11 protein-coding genes and 3 pseudogenes are annotated in these 19,642 nt (G+C 66.1%); 7 read left to right on the forward strand and 7 right to left on the reverse strand.

Annotated elements, in window-relative coordinates:
• Positions 1-570: 570 nt before the first annotated feature.
• The 4 genes and pseudogenes from P3102_RS07230 to P3102_RS07245 form a co-directional block, all read left to right on the forward strand.
• Positions 571-972, forward strand: a pseudogene (locus P3102_RS07230) (ABC transporter permease); the annotation flags it as partial.
• A 132-nt stretch (positions 973-1,104) separates the two neighbouring features.
• Positions 1,105-1,881, forward strand: a pseudogene (locus P3102_RS07235) (ATP-binding cassette domain-containing protein); the annotation flags it as partial.
• Between the two features lie 516 nt (positions 1,882-2,397).
• A pseudogene (locus P3102_RS07240) lies at positions 2,398-2,868 on the forward strand (ABC transporter permease subunit); the annotation flags it as partial.
• A gap of 28 nt (positions 2,869-2,896) precedes the next feature.
• Complete coding sequence (locus P3102_RS07245; protein ID WP_276367582.1) at positions 2,897-3,871, forward strand: glycine betaine ABC transporter substrate-binding protein; 975 nt, start codon at positions 2,897-2,899, stop codon at positions 3,869-3,871.
• Positions 3,872-3,928: 57 nt separating this feature from the next.
• Here P3102_RS07245 and P3102_RS07250 read toward each other — a convergent pair whose 3' ends face one another.
• From P3102_RS07250 to P3102_RS07280, 7 genes are all read right to left on the reverse strand, one after another.
• Positions 3,929-4,075, reverse strand: coding sequence for a hypothetical protein (locus tag P3102_RS07250; RefSeq protein WP_276367584.1), 147 nt, complete (start codon positions 4,073-4,075; stop codon positions 3,929-3,931).
• 204 nt (positions 4,076-4,279) lie between these two features.
• On the reverse strand, positions 4,280-4,633 hold the full coding sequence (locus P3102_RS07255) for an anti-sigma factor antagonist (RefSeq protein ID WP_276367586.1): 354 nt from the start codon (positions 4,631-4,633) through the stop codon (positions 4,280-4,282).
• Between the two features lie 492 nt (positions 4,634-5,125).
• Entirely contained in the window at positions 5,126-5,875 is a 750-nt protein-coding gene (locus P3102_RS07260; RefSeq protein ID WP_276367587.1) for a hypothetical protein, read from the reverse strand.
• 324 nt (positions 5,876-6,199) lie between these two features.
• Positions 6,200-6,817: an ABATE domain-containing protein gene (locus P3102_RS07265; protein ID WP_276367588.1), complete on the reverse strand. Its 618-nt coding sequence runs from the start codon at positions 6,815-6,817 to the stop codon at positions 6,200-6,202.
• Between the two features lie 65 nt (positions 6,818-6,882).
• A complete protein-coding gene (locus P3102_RS07270) occupies positions 6,883-8,169 on the reverse strand; it encodes an MFS transporter (RefSeq protein WP_276367590.1) in 1,287 nt (428 codons plus the stop codon).
• 534 nt (positions 8,170-8,703) lie between these two features.
• The gene (locus tag P3102_RS07275) at positions 8,704-9,543 is read right to left on the reverse strand and encodes an acetylxylan esterase (RefSeq protein ID WP_276367591.1); all 840 of its coding nucleotides are present in this window, start codon (positions 9,541-9,543) and stop codon (positions 8,704-8,706) included.
• Positions 9,544-10,098: 555 nt separating this feature from the next.
• Positions 10,099-11,304 carry a M24 family metallopeptidase gene (locus P3102_RS07280; protein WP_276367593.1) on the reverse strand — a complete coding sequence of 402 codons (1,206 nt, stop codon included), beginning with the start codon at positions 11,302-11,304 and terminating at the stop codon, positions 10,099-10,101.
• A gap of 316 nt (positions 11,305-11,620) precedes the next feature.
• On the opposite strand from P3102_RS07280, the gene P3102_RS07285 reads away from it, so the two are divergent.
• The 3 genes from P3102_RS07285 to P3102_RS07295 all read left to right on the forward strand — a co-directional run bounded on the left by P3102_RS07285 (position 11,621) and on the right by P3102_RS07295 (position 19,547).
• Complete coding sequence (locus tag P3102_RS07285; protein ID WP_346660163.1) at positions 11,621-12,181, forward strand: NUDIX hydrolase; 561 nt, start codon at positions 11,621-11,623, stop codon at positions 12,179-12,181.
• Between the two features lie 846 nt (positions 12,182-13,027).
• Positions 13,028-19,144 carry a deaminase gene (locus P3102_RS07290; protein ID WP_276367595.1) on the forward strand — a complete coding sequence of 2,039 codons (6,117 nt, stop codon included), beginning with the start codon at positions 13,028-13,030 and terminating at the stop codon, positions 19,142-19,144.
• A 13-nt stretch (positions 19,145-19,157) separates the two neighbouring features.
• Entirely contained in the window at positions 19,158-19,547 is a 390-nt protein-coding gene (locus tag P3102_RS07295; RefSeq protein WP_276367597.1) for a hypothetical protein, read from the forward strand.
• The last annotated feature ends 95 nt before the right edge of the window (positions 19,548-19,642 follow it).

Below are 19,642 nucleotides of genomic sequence, written 5' to 3' on the forward strand. Positions count from 1 at the left end.
AAGGGTGTCGTGTGGGTGGCAAGTCCGTGAAGGCCTCCTTGAGGAACCCAGGGTCTCTCAAGGAGGCCTTCACGGACTTCACGACCCGGCGCCGGCGTCACAGCGTTCCCCCGGGTCTTCGTCTCCTTGGTCGGCCCGGGAGATTTCGAGCAGGTCGACGACCACCCACTGCACCTCGGTGGCGTCGACCATCGTCGTGAGAGGTGACCGAAGCGAAGCGTTCGTCCCGGCGTACTCGTTGTTCGAGTTGGTCGGCGTCCGCGCGCCGCACCGGCCTTCCGGCCGCGGTCAGGCCGAGTCGTCCCGAAATCTTCACGTCGAGCTGTGGACAAGAGGGCCGCGGACGTGTTGGGCTGAGACCCGGCCGAACCTGGCGTAATCGGCTGTTTCTGCCCTGCGACGTCGAGGAGCGGTGCCCTGAGCCTGTCGGAGTACCTCCGGGAGAACTGGATCGACGTCGTGAACGACGCGATCCTGCACGTGGATCTCACCCTGGTGGCGATGGCACTGGCCGTGCTGATCGGCATGACGATCGGCCTGCTCACCTACCGTCGGCGGTGGCTCGGCGCGATGGCGACCACGACGACGGCGGCGTTCCTGACCGTGCCGTCGATCGCGCTGCTGGGCATCCTGATCGGCCCGTTCGGGCTGGGGCTGACGAATGTCCTGTGCGCCTTGGTGCTCTACGCGCTTCTGCCGATCACCCGCAACACGATCGTCGGGCTGCGTGGCGTCGACCCGGCCGTGGTGGACGCGGCGCGTGGTATGGGGTTCGGCCGCGTGCGGCTGCTGTTCCGCGTGCGGCTCCCGCTCGCCTGGCCGGTGATCCTTTCCGGCATCCGGGTCTCGACGCAGCTCACGATCGGTATCGCGGCCATCGGCGCGTATGTCAAGGGCCCGGGCCTCGGCAACCAGATCTTCGACGGGCTCGGCCGGTTCGGCTCGGTCAACTCGCTGAACCAGGTACTCACCGGAACGCTCGGGATCATGGTGCTGGCGCTGCTGTTCGACCTCGCCTTCGTGCTGGTCGGCAAGCTGACCACACGGCGTCGGCCCCGTACCCCCCGAGCGTCGGCTCCGGTGACGACGGGGGAAGCCGCCGGAATGGGCGGGGAGACGATCGAGCTTCGGGACGTCAGCAAGCATTACCCCGGCCGAGCGGTACCGGCGGTCGAACGCCTGACGATGCGCATCCCCGCGGGTGAGATCGTCGTGCTGGCCGGTCCGTCGGGGTGTGGCAAGACGACGACCATGCGGATGATCAACCGGCTCGTCGAGCCCACCGTGGGCGTCGTCACGATCGGCGGCACCGACGTGTCGGCGCTCGACCTCGACGAACACCGGCGCAACACCGGCTACGTCATCCAGCAGATCGGGCTCTTCCCGCACCTGCGGGTGGACGCCAACATCGGCGTGGTGCCGCGGCTGCTCGGCTGGACCCGGCGACGTGTCGCCGACCGTGTGCGCGAGCTGCTCGAGGTCGTCGGCCTGACCCGCGAGCACGGCGTCCGGTACCCGCGCGAGCTTTCCGGCGGTCAGCAGCAGCGCGTCGGGGTGGCGCGGGCGATGGCCGCGGACCCGCCCGTCCTGCTGATGGACGAGCCGTTCGGCTCCACCGACGCGATCACACGCGCCCGGCTGCAGGACGAATTCCTTCGCCTGCAACGGGAAGTACGCAAGACGATCGTGTTCGTCACGCACGACTTCGACGAGGCGCTGAAGGTCGGCGACCGGATCGCCGTGCTGCGGGAGCGATCGGTGATCGCGCAGTACGACACGCCTCAGGCGATCCTCGCCGCGCCGGCGGACGGTTACGTCGCGAGCTTCGCCGGCTCGAAACGGAATCTGAAGCGGCTCGCGCTGATCCGGGTGGGTGAGCTGGACCTCCGGCCGGCGACGGGGCCGGACGGCCTGCCTCCGGTCCGGCTCGACGCCACCCTGCTGGACGTGCTCGACGTGATGGTGCGGACCGGCAGCACCGAGGTCGTGGTCACCGAGGACGGCACCGCGCGGCCGCGGGGGGTGTGCGACGTGCCCCGCCTCGTCGCGGCACTCCGACCCGCCGACGAGAGGCCCGCCCCCGCGATCCCGGCCGCTGAGGAGGCGCCCGCCCCGGGTCCCGACGCCACGGTGCCCGCGTCGCCTCGTCGGCGCCGGCTCGGGTTGCTGGTGCGTCCGGTCCTGCTGATGCTGGCCTTGCTGGCACTCTTCGTCATCGTGCGTGCGCACCCGATCGACTCGATCGAAGAGCGTTTTCTCAACACCGGCGAGATCTTCACCGAACTGGGCGCGCACCTGCGGCTCACCCTGATTTCGACGGTGTGCACCATCGCCATCGCCCTCCCGCTCGGCATCCTGCTGACTCGCGCCGGTGCCCGCTGGGCCAGGCCGATCGGCCTGGGGCTGGGCAACCTCGGCCAGGCGATCCCGTCGATCGGGTTCGTCGTGCTGCTCGCGCTCTGGATCGGCACGGGCACCGCGACAGCGGTGACGGCGCTCGTCGTCTACGCGACCTTGCCGGTGCTGCGCAACACGATCGTCGGGCTCGACGGCGTCGACCCGGCCCTTGTCGACGCCGCGCGCGGCATGGGGATGAGCAAGACGGCCGTCCTGTGGCGGATCGAACTGCCGCTGGCGGTCCCGGTGATCATCGCCGGGATCCGGACCGCGCTGGTGCTCACCGTCGCGAGCGCGACGCTGGCGACGTTCATCGACGGCGGCGGTCTCGGCGGAGGGCTGGTCGCCGGGATCGGTCTGTACCGCCCGATCCTGAGCTTGACCTTCGGCATCATCGTCGCCGTACTGGCACTCTTCGTCGACTGGCTGGGGCTGGTCGCCGAGGAGATCCTGCATCCGCGCGGCACGTAGCCCGACCGACCCCAAGGAGGACCAACCCATGCGGATGCTCCAGCGCACGAACGCCGCTGTGCTCGCCCTCGTCGTGGCAGCGACGCTCGTGGCCGGCTGCACGATCGGCAAGGACGAGACCGGCGCCCGGGTGGGCGCGGGATCCATCAAGAAGATCGACGCGTTGGACGGGGTCCAGATCCGCGTCAGCTCCAAGGAGTTCGACGAGCAACTGCTGCTCGGTCAGCTCGCCCTCGTCGCACTGCAAGCGGCCGGGGCGAGCCCGCAGGACAAGACCAACATCACCGGCTCGAGCAACGTCCGCCAAGCGCTGACCAGCGGCGCGGTCGACCTGTACTGGGAGTACACCGGCACCGCCTGGATCAGCTACCTCAACCAGACCAAGCCGATCAGCGATCCGCAGGCGCAGTACGAAGCGGTCAAACAAGCCGACGCCGCCAACGGCGTCACGTGGTGGGCACGCTCGCCGGCCAACGACACCTACGCCCTCGCGGGCAATCCGGCGACCCTGGCCCGGACCGGTGTCAAGACGCTGTCCGACTACGCGGCCCTGGTGAAGCGGGACCCGGCCGCGGCCTCGACCTGTATGGGGCCGGAGTTCAAGAGCCGGGACGACGGGTTCCCCGGCCTGGCGAAGACCTACGGGTTCACCCTGCCCGACCCGCAGGTGCACCTGCTCAACGACGCCGTCGTCTACGCGAGCGTCGGCAAGGGAGATCCCTGCGGCTTCGGCTCGGTCGCCTCCACCGACGGGCGCGTGGCCGCGCAGCAGCTCACCGTGCTCGAAGACGACAAGCATTTCTTCCCTACGTACAACCCCGCGATCACGATCGCCACTCCACTCGCCCGGAAATACCCGCAGCTGGAGCAGGTCTTCACGTCGATCGCCGCGAAGCTGGACACCGCGACGCTCACGGACCTCAACAAGAAGGTCAGCGTCGACGGCCAGAAGTCCGCAACGGTCGCCCGCGACTGGCTCAAGTCGGCAGGCTTCATCAGCTGAACCGTCGTCGCCGCGGCAGCTACCCGGCGCGGGCGCGCGGGTTCGCCGGAAGGTCGTTCACAGCTGCGTCGCGAGCCAAAGCGCCATCCAGGTCAGGCAGCCCAGCGCCCCGCCGACGCCGAAGGCGAGCAGCATCCGCCGCACGGCGGCGATCTCACCCGCTCGCCCGGTCACCTCGGTCATCCCAGCGTGAACATTCGTCATGTCGGTCATGGTCGGGCTTTCCCCGGGAAGCCACGGTTTACGCCGGACTCACCGGTCTGGGTGAGCTTGACGAGGCGGCCCGCACACCGTGCCCTTGCCGACCAAGGCGCACCGACTGCCCGTCCCCGAATAACGGATACGGATACGGATACGAGGAGATCGAGCCGCCGTCGGATAGTCGGGACAGGCTGGTGGGCAACGGTGTCACCGACGCTCGTCGCGTCGAAACGCCGGCCGGAGGGGGAGCGAGGTGTCGAGTCCGAGCAGGGCGAGTTTCCGTCGCACGGTGTCGGAGACGACGACGTCCAGCCCTGTGGGGCGATGCTGAACCAGGCGAATCAGCGGCGGAAGAGCCTCGAACGACAAGTAGGTGACCGCGGAGAGGTCGACGGCGACGGCGACGTCCAACGGAGCGGACAGTGCGTCTTGGAGTACCGCCGTCATGACTGGGGCGTCGGGCAGTTCACCGGCCGCTCGAACGGTGAGAACCGGCCGGTCGCCGGCCGCGGCGTGTTCGGGCGGACGGGAGTCGTCGACCGAGCCTGTGATGATGGACATTCGCGCGCTCCTCCGAGGCCGAAGGCCCTCCCGCCGGTCGGTTCCGGACAGGAAGCACAGCTGGCGGGCTTCGGCTACCTACGTAAGTCGCTGGTGATTCGTTACGCGTTAGCTTGCGGATGGGCCTGGCCGGGAAAGCTCCTGTTCACCGAGCCCGGCGTCCTTCCAACGGGTGATCGCTGCACCCGCTGGCCGAGATTTTGAATCGGTCTTCGGGGCCTCGTCGATGGGCTACTTCCTGCCTGAAGAGGGGTGAGGCGATGGCTCGATCCCGTGTCGGCCGGGTCGAAGAGCAAGGTGGCCGAACCGTCCGCCGATCGGCGTGACGACAGCGGGCCCGCTCAGGCGTGGAGAACCGATAACCGAGGAGGTTGGGCTCCGGTTCTAGGCCAATCCAGTACACCCGTGTCCGCATGGTCGATCTTGCGGAGCTCGGCAGTACGGTGCCGGCGATCCGGATGTGGATCAGCCCTCAGCCGCAGTGCGGGCCGTTTACGAACGCTCCCAACGATTCGAGAGCCCTGAGTCGGACGGCGCGATATCAAGCTCTTTCGTGGGCCATGACCGGGGCGCGGGGCCGAACGCGCGGCGCGCGGCGCGGACGGCCACGGCGGCAACGGTGGCGTTGGCGCCGCCGCCGATCACCGCGCCGATGCCGAACGGGACGACCCGGCCGAGCACGATGACGCTCTGCTTGGTGCCGTACTTGGTGACGAAGTTCTTGCCCAGGACGTTGTTGATCTGGCGCAGCGTCGTCGAGGGCACCTTGCCGACGAGCTGACGGGCCCAGTGCTGACCGGTGCGCTCGGCGACCTTCCCGATGATGGTCTCGGAGCCGGACTGGCCGAGCATGATCCCCATGACGAGCGTGCGACGGCGTTCGATCTCGTCCAGCCGGACCCCGTGGACCTCGGCGAGTGAGAGGACGAACAGGGTGCTCAGCTCGAGCGAGGAGAAGAACTCGCCCGCCGACAGCGCCAGCGCGATCCCGGTACCGACAGCGGGCGCGGCCGCAGTGGCCCCGACCGCGGCGCCCGTGCTCGCCAGCGCGCTGACGTACATCCGCTCCAGGGTGCGCACGACCTCCTCGGGTGTCGCATCCGGGTTGCGCTGCCGGGCACGGGCGATGTTCTTGCGCACCAATGGTGCTTGCGCGCCGATGGCCTTGTCCACCAGGTTGAGCAACGGCCGGCCCCGTCCGCTCGACACCGGACCCGCTTCTTCGAGGGCGTCAGAGACCACACCGAACTCCTTGAGTCGTCACGTTCCCCACAGTTTCGCATCCGAGCACGGTGTTCGTGCTCGGGCTGTCGTTCAGGCGAGCGAGTTCGCTCCCTGCGTGCTCGGTGTCGTGTTCGTCGAGGCTGTCCCCAGTCGATCCGGTGGATCCGATGGAGCTGGTGCCGTGCGCGTGTCGGTGACGCGATGCTTCCGGGTGGGTCCGATGGAGCTGGTGCCGTGCGCGTGTCGGTGACGCGATGCTTCCGGGATCGTCCGGGCCACGGTGGACTATGCGATCGAGCACGCGACGGCCGAGCCTTGGCTGGCGACGATGCCGCACCAGGGTCACGCCTTCCTGGCGGGAGAGCCACGCCGGCTGGTCTTTTCCCAGGTGCCGCAGGCGCTCATGCTGCACCACCGGCGTGCACCGTTTTTGCTGGTGTCGTGGAACAGCCACCCACAGCTGCCGTCGTGGCCGAGGCATTCTTTGATCCGACTGAAGTCGGCGTTGATCGCGGTCTCCACCGCGGAGTGCGCTATCGGCCACAGAACGCAGTCGAGTTCGCCCTTCGGTGACCAGTTCCAGTTCAAGCCGTTCGGGGTGGAGACCAGGCCGGCACGCCGCATCGCCTCTGCGTACGCCTGCTGGAGGTGGGTGAGTGCCGGGCCGGGTGGCTCATCGCCTTGGGCGATGGCGACGAAGACCGCGTAGATCGCCTCGCGGAGTTCCTTGGCGCGCGAGAGTGTGGTTCGGGCGGCTTCAGGATCGCGTTGGCCGCGTTTGCGCAACAGCTCCGCTCGGTTCGCCCCGATGGTGCCGGCGTCCGTGGACCAGTCGACGAGGCTGGGGAAGTCGGCGAGATGGTCGTGAGAGTTCTTGTCGGCGCGATCCCGGCGTGGGCCCACGGTGTTGGCGAAGTCCAGACAGAGGAGACCACCGATGTGCTCGAGTGGTTCAGACATCGACGTCCCTTCCGGCAGGCGCGGTGCCGGCCCGCGACGAGGGCAGTTGGCGGCAGCGCACATCACTAACGTAACGGGGGCACCGGCGAGTTCGCTGAGCCGTCGAAGTCTCCGTGTCGCCGGTCGCCGCATTCATCCTCAGGTCGAGTGCTTTCCGATCGAGCGCGAGTGCGCCGTGGCAAGGCCGCCAGGGTGACGAGGGCGAGCAGGGTGGCGATGGCGAAGGCGGTGGTGAGGCCGGCGAGGTCGACGACGAGTCCGAGTGCCGCCGGGCCCGCGGCGGCGCCCAGCGTGATGAAGACGACCACGATGCTGAAGCCTCGGGTGGGGTGATCCGGGAACACCGTCGAGCTCCAGAGCGACAGCAGGGTGCCGCCGACCATGAATCCGATGCCGTAGAGCACCGCGGAAGTCAAGGCGAACCCCCAGCCCGGAGGAGCCAGCCAGAGAACGGCGGTCGAGGCGGAAAGGACGACCTGGGCGGCCACGAAAATCGGGCGAAGGCCGTGTTGTCGCACGAAGCGCCCGGTGAAGACACCGATCGTTCCCGCGATCCCGATGACCGTCCACAGGGCCGGGGCCACACGTTCGTCTCCGCCATTGGCCGTGGCGACGGCGACCCCGGCGAACGACCAGTAAACGGCACCGACGAGTCCTGATGACGTCGCAGCAGCGAACAAGGGCCAGGCGCCCCTCCGGCGCGCCAGTTCGAGCCAGCGAACCGGCGCAGGCGATTGTTCGCGGGTCACCGGGGCGGACGGCAGCGAACGGAGATTCCACGCCATCACGGCGAACGCGGCCAAGGCCGCGGCGAGCCAAACCACCCTCCATCCAGAGCCGGTCGCGAACAGGGCGGCCGGGCCGGCGAGGACGACTCCGAAGGTGGTGCCGGTGCTGATCAACGACAGCGCGTGTGCACGCTTCGTGGGTTGGACGGTGTCCTCGACGACGTCGGAGTATGGCGTCCAGACCCATCCCGGAGCCATTCCGGACAGGGCCACTCCCGCGACCAGGACCCCCATGTTCGGCGCCGCGGCGATCATCAGCATCCCGGCGCCGGCGCAACCCAGCCCCACGCCGATCGGCAGTCGCGGCGATCTCCGGCCCGCCCACCAGCCGACGACGACGAGTGCGATCAGTTCACCGAGGTAGCCGATGCTGGTCACGGCGCCGAGGACTCCGGCGGAGCCGCCGAATTCGGCCTGGAAGCGGGGCAGGAACAGGCCGTACCCATATCGTCCGAACCCGTAGGTGACCGCGAGGGTCGCCAAACCGGACAGACCGAGACGCCACGGGCCGGTCCACTCGCCGCCTGCTTTCTCCGCCGGGACGGCCGCCGTTCCAGTGTGCATGTCCCCGGCTACCCCCGACCGTGTCACCCATGCACCGGTGATCATGCTTTCACTGGATCGGAGTAGTGATTGCCTTGTTCGGAGGAGAAATGTCGCACTGTAAATTAGATCGAGCCCGGTTGACTCCGCGCATCTCACTCGGCAAAACTGATTGCACCGGTATACGCAGTTTTGCCTGTACCGATACTAGCTGTGTTCGAGCCGCTGGTGCCGGTCCGGCTGGTCGCAGGCCTGTGACGGCCTCCTTCCCCACGCTGAAGGCAGGAAAGGAGGCCGTCCCGTACTTCGGGTAGGGGTGGGTCGAGTTTCGTCGGCTGCGCGGGTGCGCCTGGGGCGGCCACGAGAGAGAGCTACGGCGGCGGCTTAGCGGGCACTGGAGTCGTCATGTCACTTGTGGACTGTCAGAGCCACGCCAGGCCTCTTCAGCGATTTCGGGTCTGCTCCGACTTCAGTACGCCAAGTTCCCAGCACGATCAGCCGATCTGCTTGTTTCGCGGTCCAAGGCGGGTTGCGCATGGTCAACGGAGCCGCTGGTCACTGGACCGCTTCGGCCTTCGCGTTGCGGTCGATGGCCGACCATGAGCTGGTGTCCGTGCAGAGTCCGCAGGAGTTCCCCGGCCCGAAGAAGAGGTCCGTGGCGCGCTGGTCACCGGCGAGCCAGTATCGGAACCACGCGACGACCGCGCCCTTCAGGGTAGGACGGGTTCCGTTGGTGAGCAGGTGGTTGCCATTGCGGAGCTCCGCGAAGATGGCGGCGACCTGGTCGGCTTTGTCGTAGCGGGATCGCACCCAGCCGGAGTTGACGACGATGTCGTGTTGCCCGGTGATGAACAGGCTCGGTCCGCGCACCGTGGTGACGTCCCCGCCAGGTCCCGGTTCGATCGGGACGGTGACGCTGACGAGGGGGTCGCTGCCGACGACGAGTGTGCCGCCTCCACCTTGAGAGTGGCCGGACGCACCGATTCTGCTTCCGTCGATGGAGTGGTGGAAGATGCTGCCGGGCCGCTGGTCTTCGTCGAGGAGAAAGCGGGCGCCTGCCAGCATTTCCTCTCCGGAACCGGAGGTCTTGGTGTTCGCGGCCGCGACGACGATTCCCCACGAGGCCAGGTGGCGCAGCAGGAAGTCGTAGTAGTCCGGGCGGGCGCCGGTGCCGTTGCCCCAGATCACGACGGGAAACCGGGTGCTGTCGGAGGCGATGGTCTTCGGGTAGTAGAGGGTGTGATCGGGTCTGCCTTGTGTCTTGACCACCTCGTGCGGTCCGGGCTTCTCGAAAAAATCGGGCGGGACCGCGGTCGAAGCGATGGCGGGAGCCGCCAGGACGAGCATGACGGCTGAGATGATCAGTGCGACCAGCGACAGGAATCTTTTCTTCACGACGGTGGTTCACCCTTCGGTACAGATGGTCGACGTGCCCAGCCCTGGTGGGCGGTGGTGCCGTGACGGTCTCGTGTTCGGTCCGGCTCCGGCATCGTGGTAACTACGTAAGACCGTGATCCATCCCGCGTACGGGTGAGTTCCGGCTGCGCCGTGAGCGTTCGCTGGGCAGACCTGGTCAGGTTGCTTGGACACCCCCCCGGAGGTGGGGTCGGATGTGCGGTGACCTTGCTGTGGGTGAGGAGATCGGGAACGTGAAGGCCCGGTCGGACCTGGCCGGTCTGCTGGTCGGCCGCGCCGGGTTTCGATACCCAACGACGGCCCCCGGGACTACTGGCTCCTCCTGGACCGTCCTCACCACACCGGGAGCCGCCAGGGCAAAGCTGCTCGACACCCGCGGCGGGAAGTCCAGCGGGCACAGTGGCGCGCTCCTGTCCGGGATTCCGGCGCTCTACCTTCGAAGCCCCAGCCTGCACACGGATCGGGTGGTCGCTGCTCCCGGCGAACGGTACGAACATCTGCCTGAGTGCCGGCCACCGCAGGACGGGAGGTCGTTCACGCGGACAGCGGTTCGGAATACGGGAATTCCGTCAAGCGCTCACCAGTGTTCTGGCGGATCAAATACGGGTTCTCGAGCTTGACACCCTCGGTTCCGTCGTCGGCGGTCACATAACTCTCTGCGCAGATGATCATCCCTGCCTCGAATGTGCCGTTGTAGGACGGCGTGCGAGCTTCGTACGGCGGTGCGACCTGGGGGTATTCCACGGACATCCCGACTCCGTGAAGGTATCCGAAACTGTACCTGTGATAGCCCTCGGGCGGAGTCCACGCCCGGTGGCGAAATTCCTGGAAGGATAACCCGGCGCGTAGAAGGCCGGCGTTGTGTTCCAGTTGTTCGTGAGCAAGCGCGTACAGGGTTCGCTGCGTGCCTGTTCGCCGCCTATCCCCGGCGAGAAAGGTGCGGGACACGTCGGCGTTGTAACCGAACGGCCCGATCATGTCCGTGTCCAGGCATACGAGGTCACCCGCCTCGACCACACGAGTCCCCGCTTCCTGATACCACGGCCTGGTTCTGGGGCCCGAGTTCAACAGTCTTGTTTCGATCCATTCCCCACCTCGTTCGGCGTTCACGCGGTTGAGGATCGCCCAAAGTGCGTTCTCGCTCATCCCGGGGACGGCCGTGGCCTCGGCGATCTCGGCAAGCGCGGCCTCGGCGACAGCCAAGGATTTGCGCATACAGGTCACTTCGTCACTCGACTTGATCATGCGTGCGCGTTCCATGAGGCTCTGGCCGTACCGCACGTCGACCCCCGCTTCCCGCAACGCCATCAATTCCGGCACGCTCGTCCTGTCGACTGCCAACGGGCCTTGGGAACCGAGGAGATCGGCGAGCTCGGCCGCCCAGTCCGCTGCTCGCTCTGCGACTTCCGGACCACCGGAGATATGGTTGACCGCCACCGCCTGCCGTATCTCTCCGATGGTTTCGAGTCCGGCACTGAGGTGATCGGCATCGCGGTACTCGAAAAGAATGGCGGATCCTTCAGCCGGTACGTAAAGGTAGCGGCTCGGAAAATGCATCGTCCACACCTGCATGTTACGGGCGTCTGTGGCGTATCGAATATTGACCGGGTCATTGAGGACGGCGGCCGCGCAGCCCGCCTCCCGCAGTGATTGTTGCACCCGATTCAGCCGGTATGTCCGCATTCGCTTCAACTCGGCTTCACCGGTCATTGGCGATTCAGGACTGTCGACCTCCGACATGGTGCGATCCTCCTGGTCGAGAAGTTGTGGCGGTGGTAGTCGCGCCTCGGCGATCGATCACGGCAATCATGAACCTTCAGGGGGGCAGGTCAACAAAAGTACAGCCTGCGCCGAGCGACGACAACGACTTCGATCCGGTCCTGACACACACTGACCCACCGCGGGTCCTGCCTGCATATCCCGTGAGGTATGGGTTCATGTCGGAACAGGTATTGTCCGTTCACTTCGATCCGGTACCAGCCACCTGTCACAGCGAAGCAGTGCGGCCTGCGATCACCCCGGGGTTCCACCTCGGCCGGGGGCCTTGCCTGGCGCGGTGCCGGTGGGTTGGATCGACATCATGGTCGCCCTACCGATTCGCGACAGTTCCGGCAACGCCTTGGTCGACTTCCATTTCGTCGCGGAAGACGAGTCGGCACATGTGGCCGAAGGGGTGGCCATGCCTGCGTCACTGGTGGTGGTGAATCTTGCGGACGACGTTCTGATGATCTTCGACGGCTGGCGTAGGCAGTGGGAGCTTCCTGGCGGAATGCGGGAACCAGGCGAGACCGCGCGGCAGGCTGCGGTGCGCGAACTGCACGAGGAGACCGGCATCCACGCGACGGAGCCGACCTTCACCGCTGTGGCCGAGTTCGACCTCAAGAAACCGGATCGCCGGGAACTTCTGGCTGTCTATCACGTCCGGCTCCAGGCCGTACCCCAGTTGACCGTGAACGACGAAGCGCTGGACTTTCGATGGTGGGCACCGTCCTCACCGGTGAGCGACGACATGAGTCCGCTGGACGCGGAGATCGCCAGACTGGTCGACGGGCGCCGCGCGACTCCGATCCGACCTGAAGCACCGATCACCGACAACCAGAAACCCCACGGGCAGTGACTGACTGCTATCGAGGGTAGAGCAAGCATGGCGCGTAGGGATCGGCGGAGCATCGGACTCGCAAGTGAGTCCGATGCTCCTTATCGTCCACAAAGGACATTTACTGATGTCGATGCTGCTTTGAGCTGTGTGCACTGCGTTATCGAGAGGTAAGTCGACCTGTCGTGTGTACGGCGTGTGGTCGCTCTGTGTAAGCGTCTTGAAGTCCGTGAAGGCCGCCTTGGGGGACCCAGGGTCCCTCAAGGCGGCCTTCACGGACTTGCCACCTCACGACACACTTGCCTCCCCCGATCGCGCCAACACGGTCGTTCGGCGTCGACGCGGTGCCGGAGGGATCACTCCTGTGCACGCATAAAAGATTTCTCAAGCCGGCCGGTAAGTGTCGCTTCGACGGATTCGGTGGGCTCCCACGCCCCGAACCGACGAGGTGGGTGCTGGTAGTGGTGGGCAGCGCCACTACGGGGCATGGCGTCGACCTATGGTTTTCGGAGTCCGGCTTCCGTGAATTGTCAGTTTCGTCAATCGTCCACGGTTCGAGCTGCCAATCCCGTACGACCTTGATCGAGCGTAAGCGCGTCCGCTTTTCACCGGCGCCGGTTGGTCGTTCGAGTGCTTCCCGGTGTCCTTTGTGGTTGGCCACCCGTACGGACTATCGCTTCTGGTGAGCGTTTGGTGGTTCACTGGCTGTTGCTGACGGGAGCTGGGATCTGTCGGGGGTTCCTGGGGTGAGCTGCAGCCAAGCCGGCTCGACCGTCGCGACTGTGATTCGTATGCGTCATCGCGTTCTGGCGATGGTTCGCGCGGATCGGGACTGAGGGTCCGGGGGGACCCGAAAGGACTCGGGCAATGCTGAAACTGGGGCGATTCTGGGCGGTCGGTTCGCTGGCGGCGTTGGTTCTCGTGGGGGTGACGCCGCCGCGGAGCGCGGTCGCCGCGCCGGGGGAGACGGCGGTGGCGCGGGTGGCGGCACCGCCCTCGGCGCGGTGCCCTGTCACACCCGCGGCGAAACCGCCGGAGCGGATTTCCGCGCAGGCGCCGGAAGGCAGGCCGTTCCCGTCGTCGCAGGCAGCGGCTGGGTACTCGGCATTGGATACACCCCGACGGATGATTCCCGGCGATGAGTACCCGATCCGGGTCACGCTGACGAACACCACATCGGCGCCTTTATCGGCTGCCAGGCAGGTGTTGTCGTATCACTGGAGCACGCCGAACGGTGGCGACGCCACGGCAGGGAACCGGCTGGACACACGATTGCCGGCGGATCTCGCGCCAGGGGCCTCGGTGGTGCTCGACGCGAAGGTGAAGGCGCCGTCCCTCGCCGATATCGGCAACGACCGTGAACAGTTCGTCCTCCGCTGGGACGTCTATGACAATCAGAGCAGGACTTGGTTGTCCGACAGTGCCGGGGTCGCTACACACGACCAGGACGTCCGTGTCGAGAAGCCGACCTCCGACCAGCTTGGTCTCGAACAGTTCTACTCCTACGGCGGAGTCGCCACCGGCGCCGGTGGGAATCTGTCGGTGAACCAATTCTCGGGCAACGGCGTCTGGAACTTCGACGTGCTGTCCAATCCGAGCAGAGGACAGGCAAGCTTCCTTCGGCTCTCGCACAACACCTCCGACACCTCCGACGCATACGCGGGTCACGGATGGTCGGTGAGCGCGTCGACGTTGAACCGGCTGGGAACGCCGTTGGCGTTCGGAGGTCTCCTGCCGGGAGTGTTGGGCTGGCCGAGCACGGTCGGTCTCGTCGACGGGGACGGCACGAGCCATGAGTTCGAGCTGAACAAGAACAACAGCGGGGACTCGAAGAACTGGACCTACGACAGCCCGGCGGGCGTGCACCTGTATCTGCAATACCTGCCCGACGGCAAGGAGGACCGGCGCTGGGTGTTCACGACGCCCGAGCGGACGCAGTTCTTCTTCGACGGCCAGGGCTACCACACGTCCACGGTGGACAAGACAGGTAACACGATGTCGTTCACCTACGAGCGTGCGCTGCTGGGCAATCGCAACACCGGAGTGCTCAAACACATCACCGACGCCGCGGGTCGGCGAACCCTCACGCTGGATTACTATCAGCGCGGGGACGCCTTCTCGTACATCGTCGGCGGCAAGAAACTGACCGGCACCGCCCTGGACAACCTGTTCATCATCGACAAGGTGAAATCGGTCACGGACGTCTCCGGCCGTTCTGTCGCTTTCACCTACACCGATCGCGGGCACCTCGGCGAGTTGGTCGACGGTGTGGGCAGCCCTGACGCCAAGCCGTTCGGCTTCTTCTACGATGGCGCGAACAGCAAGCTGCTGTCGGTGGTGGATCCCAACGGCAACACCACCAAGGTCGACTTTTTCACCGACGCCGGCGACTCGCTGCGCAAAGGGAATGTCCGTACGGTCACCGATCGACGCGGTGCCAAGACGGGGTTCGACTATGCCGATGCGGACGGCGACACCGGGTCGAAGATCGAGTCCACGGTGGTCGACGGGAACGGCCACGCGACGAGGTCCCTGATCGACGGTTACGGGCGGGCCGAGCGGATCACCAACGCGAAGAACGAGAAGACCCAGCTGCACTGGGACGAGGACAACAACGTCATCCGGCTGGTGGAGAACAACGGGGCGACGCAGAGCTGGGTCTATGACCAGAAGACCGGCTTCCCGCTGGAAATCAAGGACGCCGAGGCCAACCGGGCGAATGGACCGCCGACCCGGCTCGCCTACCGTACGACGCTCGACGGGTTCGTCGCGGATCTGACGGAGAAGGTGACTCCGGAAGGTCGCAAGTGGACGTTCGTGTACGACGACAAGGGCAACCTGGTCGCCGTCACCGATCCCAAGGGAACCGCGACCCCGGATCAGAACGACTACACCTCGCGGTACTCCTATGACGGCTTCGGCCACCTCATCACCCAGAAGGACGCCAACGGGCACACCACCGTCTACGGCGACTACGACGCCAACGGCTACCCGCGGTTGATCACCGACGCGTTGGGCTGCACGACGTTCTACCGGTACGACGGCGTCGGCAACGTCACCTCGATCACCGATGCACGGGGCAAGACCAGCAACTACACCTATGACGTGTTCAAACGGCCACTGGACACGCGCGAACCCAAGGACCAGGCGGCCGGAATCCAGATCGTCACACCCGGCCCCCGGTACGACCGCAACGACAACGTGGTGACCAGCACCGCCGCGAACGGCGCCGTCACCCGCGTCGTCTACGACCAGATGGACCAGCAGGTCGCGACCTACTCGCCGAAGGACGAACCCGGCGGGCCGGAGAAGATGGCCGCGTTCACCTACGACGCGGTCGGCAACCTGCTCAAGCAAACCGAGCCCAAGGGCATGCTCACCCCGGCCGATCCCGACGACTTCACCTACACCTTCGTCTACGACGAGGTCAACCAGCTGTCGCAGGCCACGGACGTCAACGGCAACCGGATCACCGCCGAATACGACGACGTCGGCAATCTGGTCAAGGAAGTCGACGCTCGCAAGAACAAGACCGCGGACCCGAACGACTACACCACCCGGTACCGCTTCGACGCCAACCATCAGGTCGTCGAAACCATCGACGCGGACGGCAACACGGCCAAGTCCCGCTACGACCGTGACGGCAATGTCGTGGCTGCCACCGACGAGGACGGCAACGAGACCCTCATCGCGCTGGACGAGCGGGGGATGCAACGTGAGGTCCGCTCTCCGCACAGCAGCGACGGCGGTCTGCGGTACTTCACCACCCGGTACGAATACGACCAGGTCGGCAATCTGACCCGCACGGTCACTCCGCGAGGCGTGGACACACCGGACAAGCCGGACGACTTCGTCGCGGAGACGGTGTACGACGAGCTGAACCGGGTCCGTGAGGAAGTCCTGCCCTACGACCCCGCCGACGTCGAGCACAAGACCGCGGTCAGCACGATCTACTCCTACGACGAGGTCGGCCGCGTCGTGGAGATCAGTGCGCTGCCTTCGCACGGCGAATCCACGCGCAATGTCACCAAGCAGACCTACTTCGACAACGGCTGGCTACGGACCTCGACCGACTCGTGGGACATCAAGACCGGCTACGACTACACCGCGACCGGTCAACAGGCCAACCGCACCGTGACCAGTGCCGGCGGCGGCGCACAGCGAGTGCAAACCTGGGAGTACTTCCCCGACGGCAAGCTCAGCAAGCGCTCGGACGACGGGGCACCGGTCGGCCGCAACGTCGTCGTGGTCGACGACGCCAGTACGACCCGCGTCCAGGTCGACGGCGACTGGAAGCCGGCCGAGTCGCCCCAGGGATTTCAGGGAGGTAAGTACCACGTCACCAAGGGTGACGGCGGGGGCAGATCCTTCTCCTGGAAGGCCGGCGTGCCCGCGGACGGTGACTACGAGGTGCTGGTGCGCTACCCCGGCGCCGGGGCCACCGACGCCGCCTACACCGTGAAGCACGCCCGCGGCAACAGCACGGTCAAGGTCGACCAGACCAAACGTGCCGGTGAGTGGGTGAGTCTGGGCAAGTACCCCCTTTCGGCAGGCCAGCCGCGTGAAGTCACGCTTGATGGCAAGGCGAACGGCACGGTCTCCGCGGACGCCATCCAACTGGTCCGCGACAACAAGTCCGAGGTGGACGACGAGAAAAAGACGTTCGGTCATCGTTACGACCCGAACGACAACCTCGTCGAGCTGACCGATTCCTCACCGAACAGCCCGATCGACGCCTACCGGATCACTTACGACGCGGTGGACCTGGCGAAGAAGGTCGAGGAACTGAAAGACGGCGCGGTCAAGCACAGCACCGACTACGCCTACGACGAAAACGACAACCTGACCTTCGCCGAATACGACGGGAAATCGTCACTCTACGAATACAACACCCGTGACCTCGTGGCCAAGGTCACGAACAAGAAGAACGACGGCGACGCGGGCAAGGTCAATTCCTTCGAATACACCAAACGCGGGCACATCCAGCGACAGGTCAAGAGCAACGGCAACACCGTCGACCACACCTATTACCTCGACGGCCTGTCCCGCAAGCAACTGGAGAAGAAGAGGGACGGCACGGTCGTCGTCGAGCACAACCTCGAGTACGACTCCAACTCGAACCGGGTGCGAGACGAAGGCCGTAAACAGAACGCCGACAACCACGGCGCGACGATCGACACCGACGCCGCCTACACCTACGATCCGCGCGACCGGGTCCGCAAGGTCACCAAGAAGGGCGGTGACGGCGAGCGGACCGAAGAGTACAAACACGACGACAACGGCAACGTCTGGGACCAGACGGTCGGCGGCAAGCGCACGACCTTCGACTACGACCGCAACCGGTTGATGTCCTCGACCACCGACGGTCAGACGGCGAACTACGACTACGACGCCTTCGGCCGCCTGTTCAAGGTGACGCAGTCGGGCAAGCAGGTGGAGAAGTACACCTACGACGGATTCGATCGCAAGACCGAACACGTCAAGGACGAGGGTGCCGGCTCCAAGACGACGAAGTACACCTACGACCCGCTCGACCGGCAGCAGACGAAGGTCGAGGGCGACAGGACGACGGCCTTCCACTACCTCGGCCTTTCCGACCAGGTGCTCACCGAAGACGAGAACGGAAAGCTGCGCAAGGCCTACCAGTACTCCAACGACGGCGAGCTGCTCGCCCAGGTGAAGTTCAAGGACGACGGCTCGGAAGAGGACTCGGTGTACGGGTTCAATCCGCACTCCGACGTCGAGCAGGTCACCGACTCGAAGGGCGACACCAAGTCCACCTACGGGTACACCGCTTACGGCAAAGACGACGAGAAGGAGTTCTCCGGCGAGGACAAGCCGGACCAGGCGAACCCGGACAAGGCCGAGGAGAACTCCTACCGGTTCAACACCGCCCGTCACGACAAGAGTTCCGGGACCTACGACATGGGGTTCCGCGACTACTCGCCGGGATTGAACCGGTTCCTGACCCTGGACCTCTACAACGGGGCGCTGGCGGATCTGGGCATGGCCACTGATCCGTGGACGAACAACCGCTACACCTTCGGCGCGGGCAACCCGTTGTCGCAGGTGGAAATCGACGGCCACGGCTGGTTCGACGACGCGGTGGACTGGGTCAAGGACAACGCCAAGGACCTCGGCCACGCCGCGCTCGATGTCGCCGGGGTGATCCCTGTGGTGGGTGAGGCGGCGGACCTGGCCAACGCGGCTTGGTACCTGGCTGAGGGCGACCATGCCAACGCCGCGTTGTCCGCGGCCGCGGCGGTCCCGTTCGCCGGCTGGGGAGCCACGGCCGTGAAGGCCGGCAAGTACGCGGTCAAGGGCGCCGAGGCCGCGCAGGGCGCCGCGAAGGCCGCCGATGCCGGGCAGTCGGCGGCGAAGACGGCGAGCAAGGCGGCCGACGCCGGAGCCAATGGGGCGAAGACCGCGCCCGCACCCAAACCCGCCCCGAAGGCGGGCGGCTCCAGCGGCGGCAAACCGTCCGGCGGCGGCGGTGGCAAAGCGGGCGGCACCGCCTCCACCGGCAAGAAGGCCTCGGGCAGCGGATCGGGCGGTGGCAAGGCCGCCAACGGTGGAGGCACCAGCGCCACCAAGGGCGGTGACGGACTCGCGGAATACCGGAAGAGCCAGGGGATGCCGCGCGCCGGGTCCGCGGACGACGCGCACACAGCTGCTCGGCTGGACGTCGGTGGCAGGTCGTTCTACGGTCACAACGCGCACGGCCGGAACATCGACATCAAGGTCAACGCGCAGACGAAGACCCATGCCGAAGCCGATGTGTTCCAGCAGGCCAAGGACGCGGGTGCCACGGGGGAGCGGGCCACGTTGCACGTGGACCGGGATCTGTGCACCGCTTGTGGTGTCAAGGGTGGCGTCGGTTCGCTCATGCGGGGCGTCGGAATATCGAGACTTACCGTAAACTCGCCATCCGGGCGATTCGAGATAACCGCTCAGCGCCCTTCGGTCCCGCGGCGAATCGAATGACAGGAGCCTGGCGATGGCGAGTATCCGGATCCAGAGTTGGCACGGACAGAAAGTGGAATCACGCCTGATCGAGAACGCCGATATCGCACAGATGCGAGACTCGGTCGACGCTCTGGACAACAAGGTGACCACTGAAGTGACGGTGGAGCAGGCCGATGAGTCCTATTTGGTGATCGGTGGCGGTGACGGCCGCTATCATGTCGCATACGGAAACGCCGACGACGATTTTCGCACGTTGCAGGACGAGAGCCGCCCCGCCGGAGAGGAAAAGCTCGTCACCGGTGGTCAGTTGGGGGTTTTCCACTCGGCCAGCATCGTCGGCAAGCCGCTCGCGGTGCGCGCGGCGGAAACCTTCATCGCCACCGGTGAACTTGACAAAACATTGTTCTGGAAAGAGGAATGACACCGAAGCCTGCGGTGAGCGCGCCTCGCGGGCGAGTGAAGTCCGCATCGCGTAGGCCGAGGTGTCGTGCGAAGAGCGGGTGAGTTGAAGACGAT

The organism is Amycolatopsis sp. QT-25, assembly GCF_029369745.1.
Classification (GTDB): domain Bacteria; phylum Actinomycetota; class Actinomycetes; order Mycobacteriales; family Pseudonocardiaceae; genus Amycolatopsis.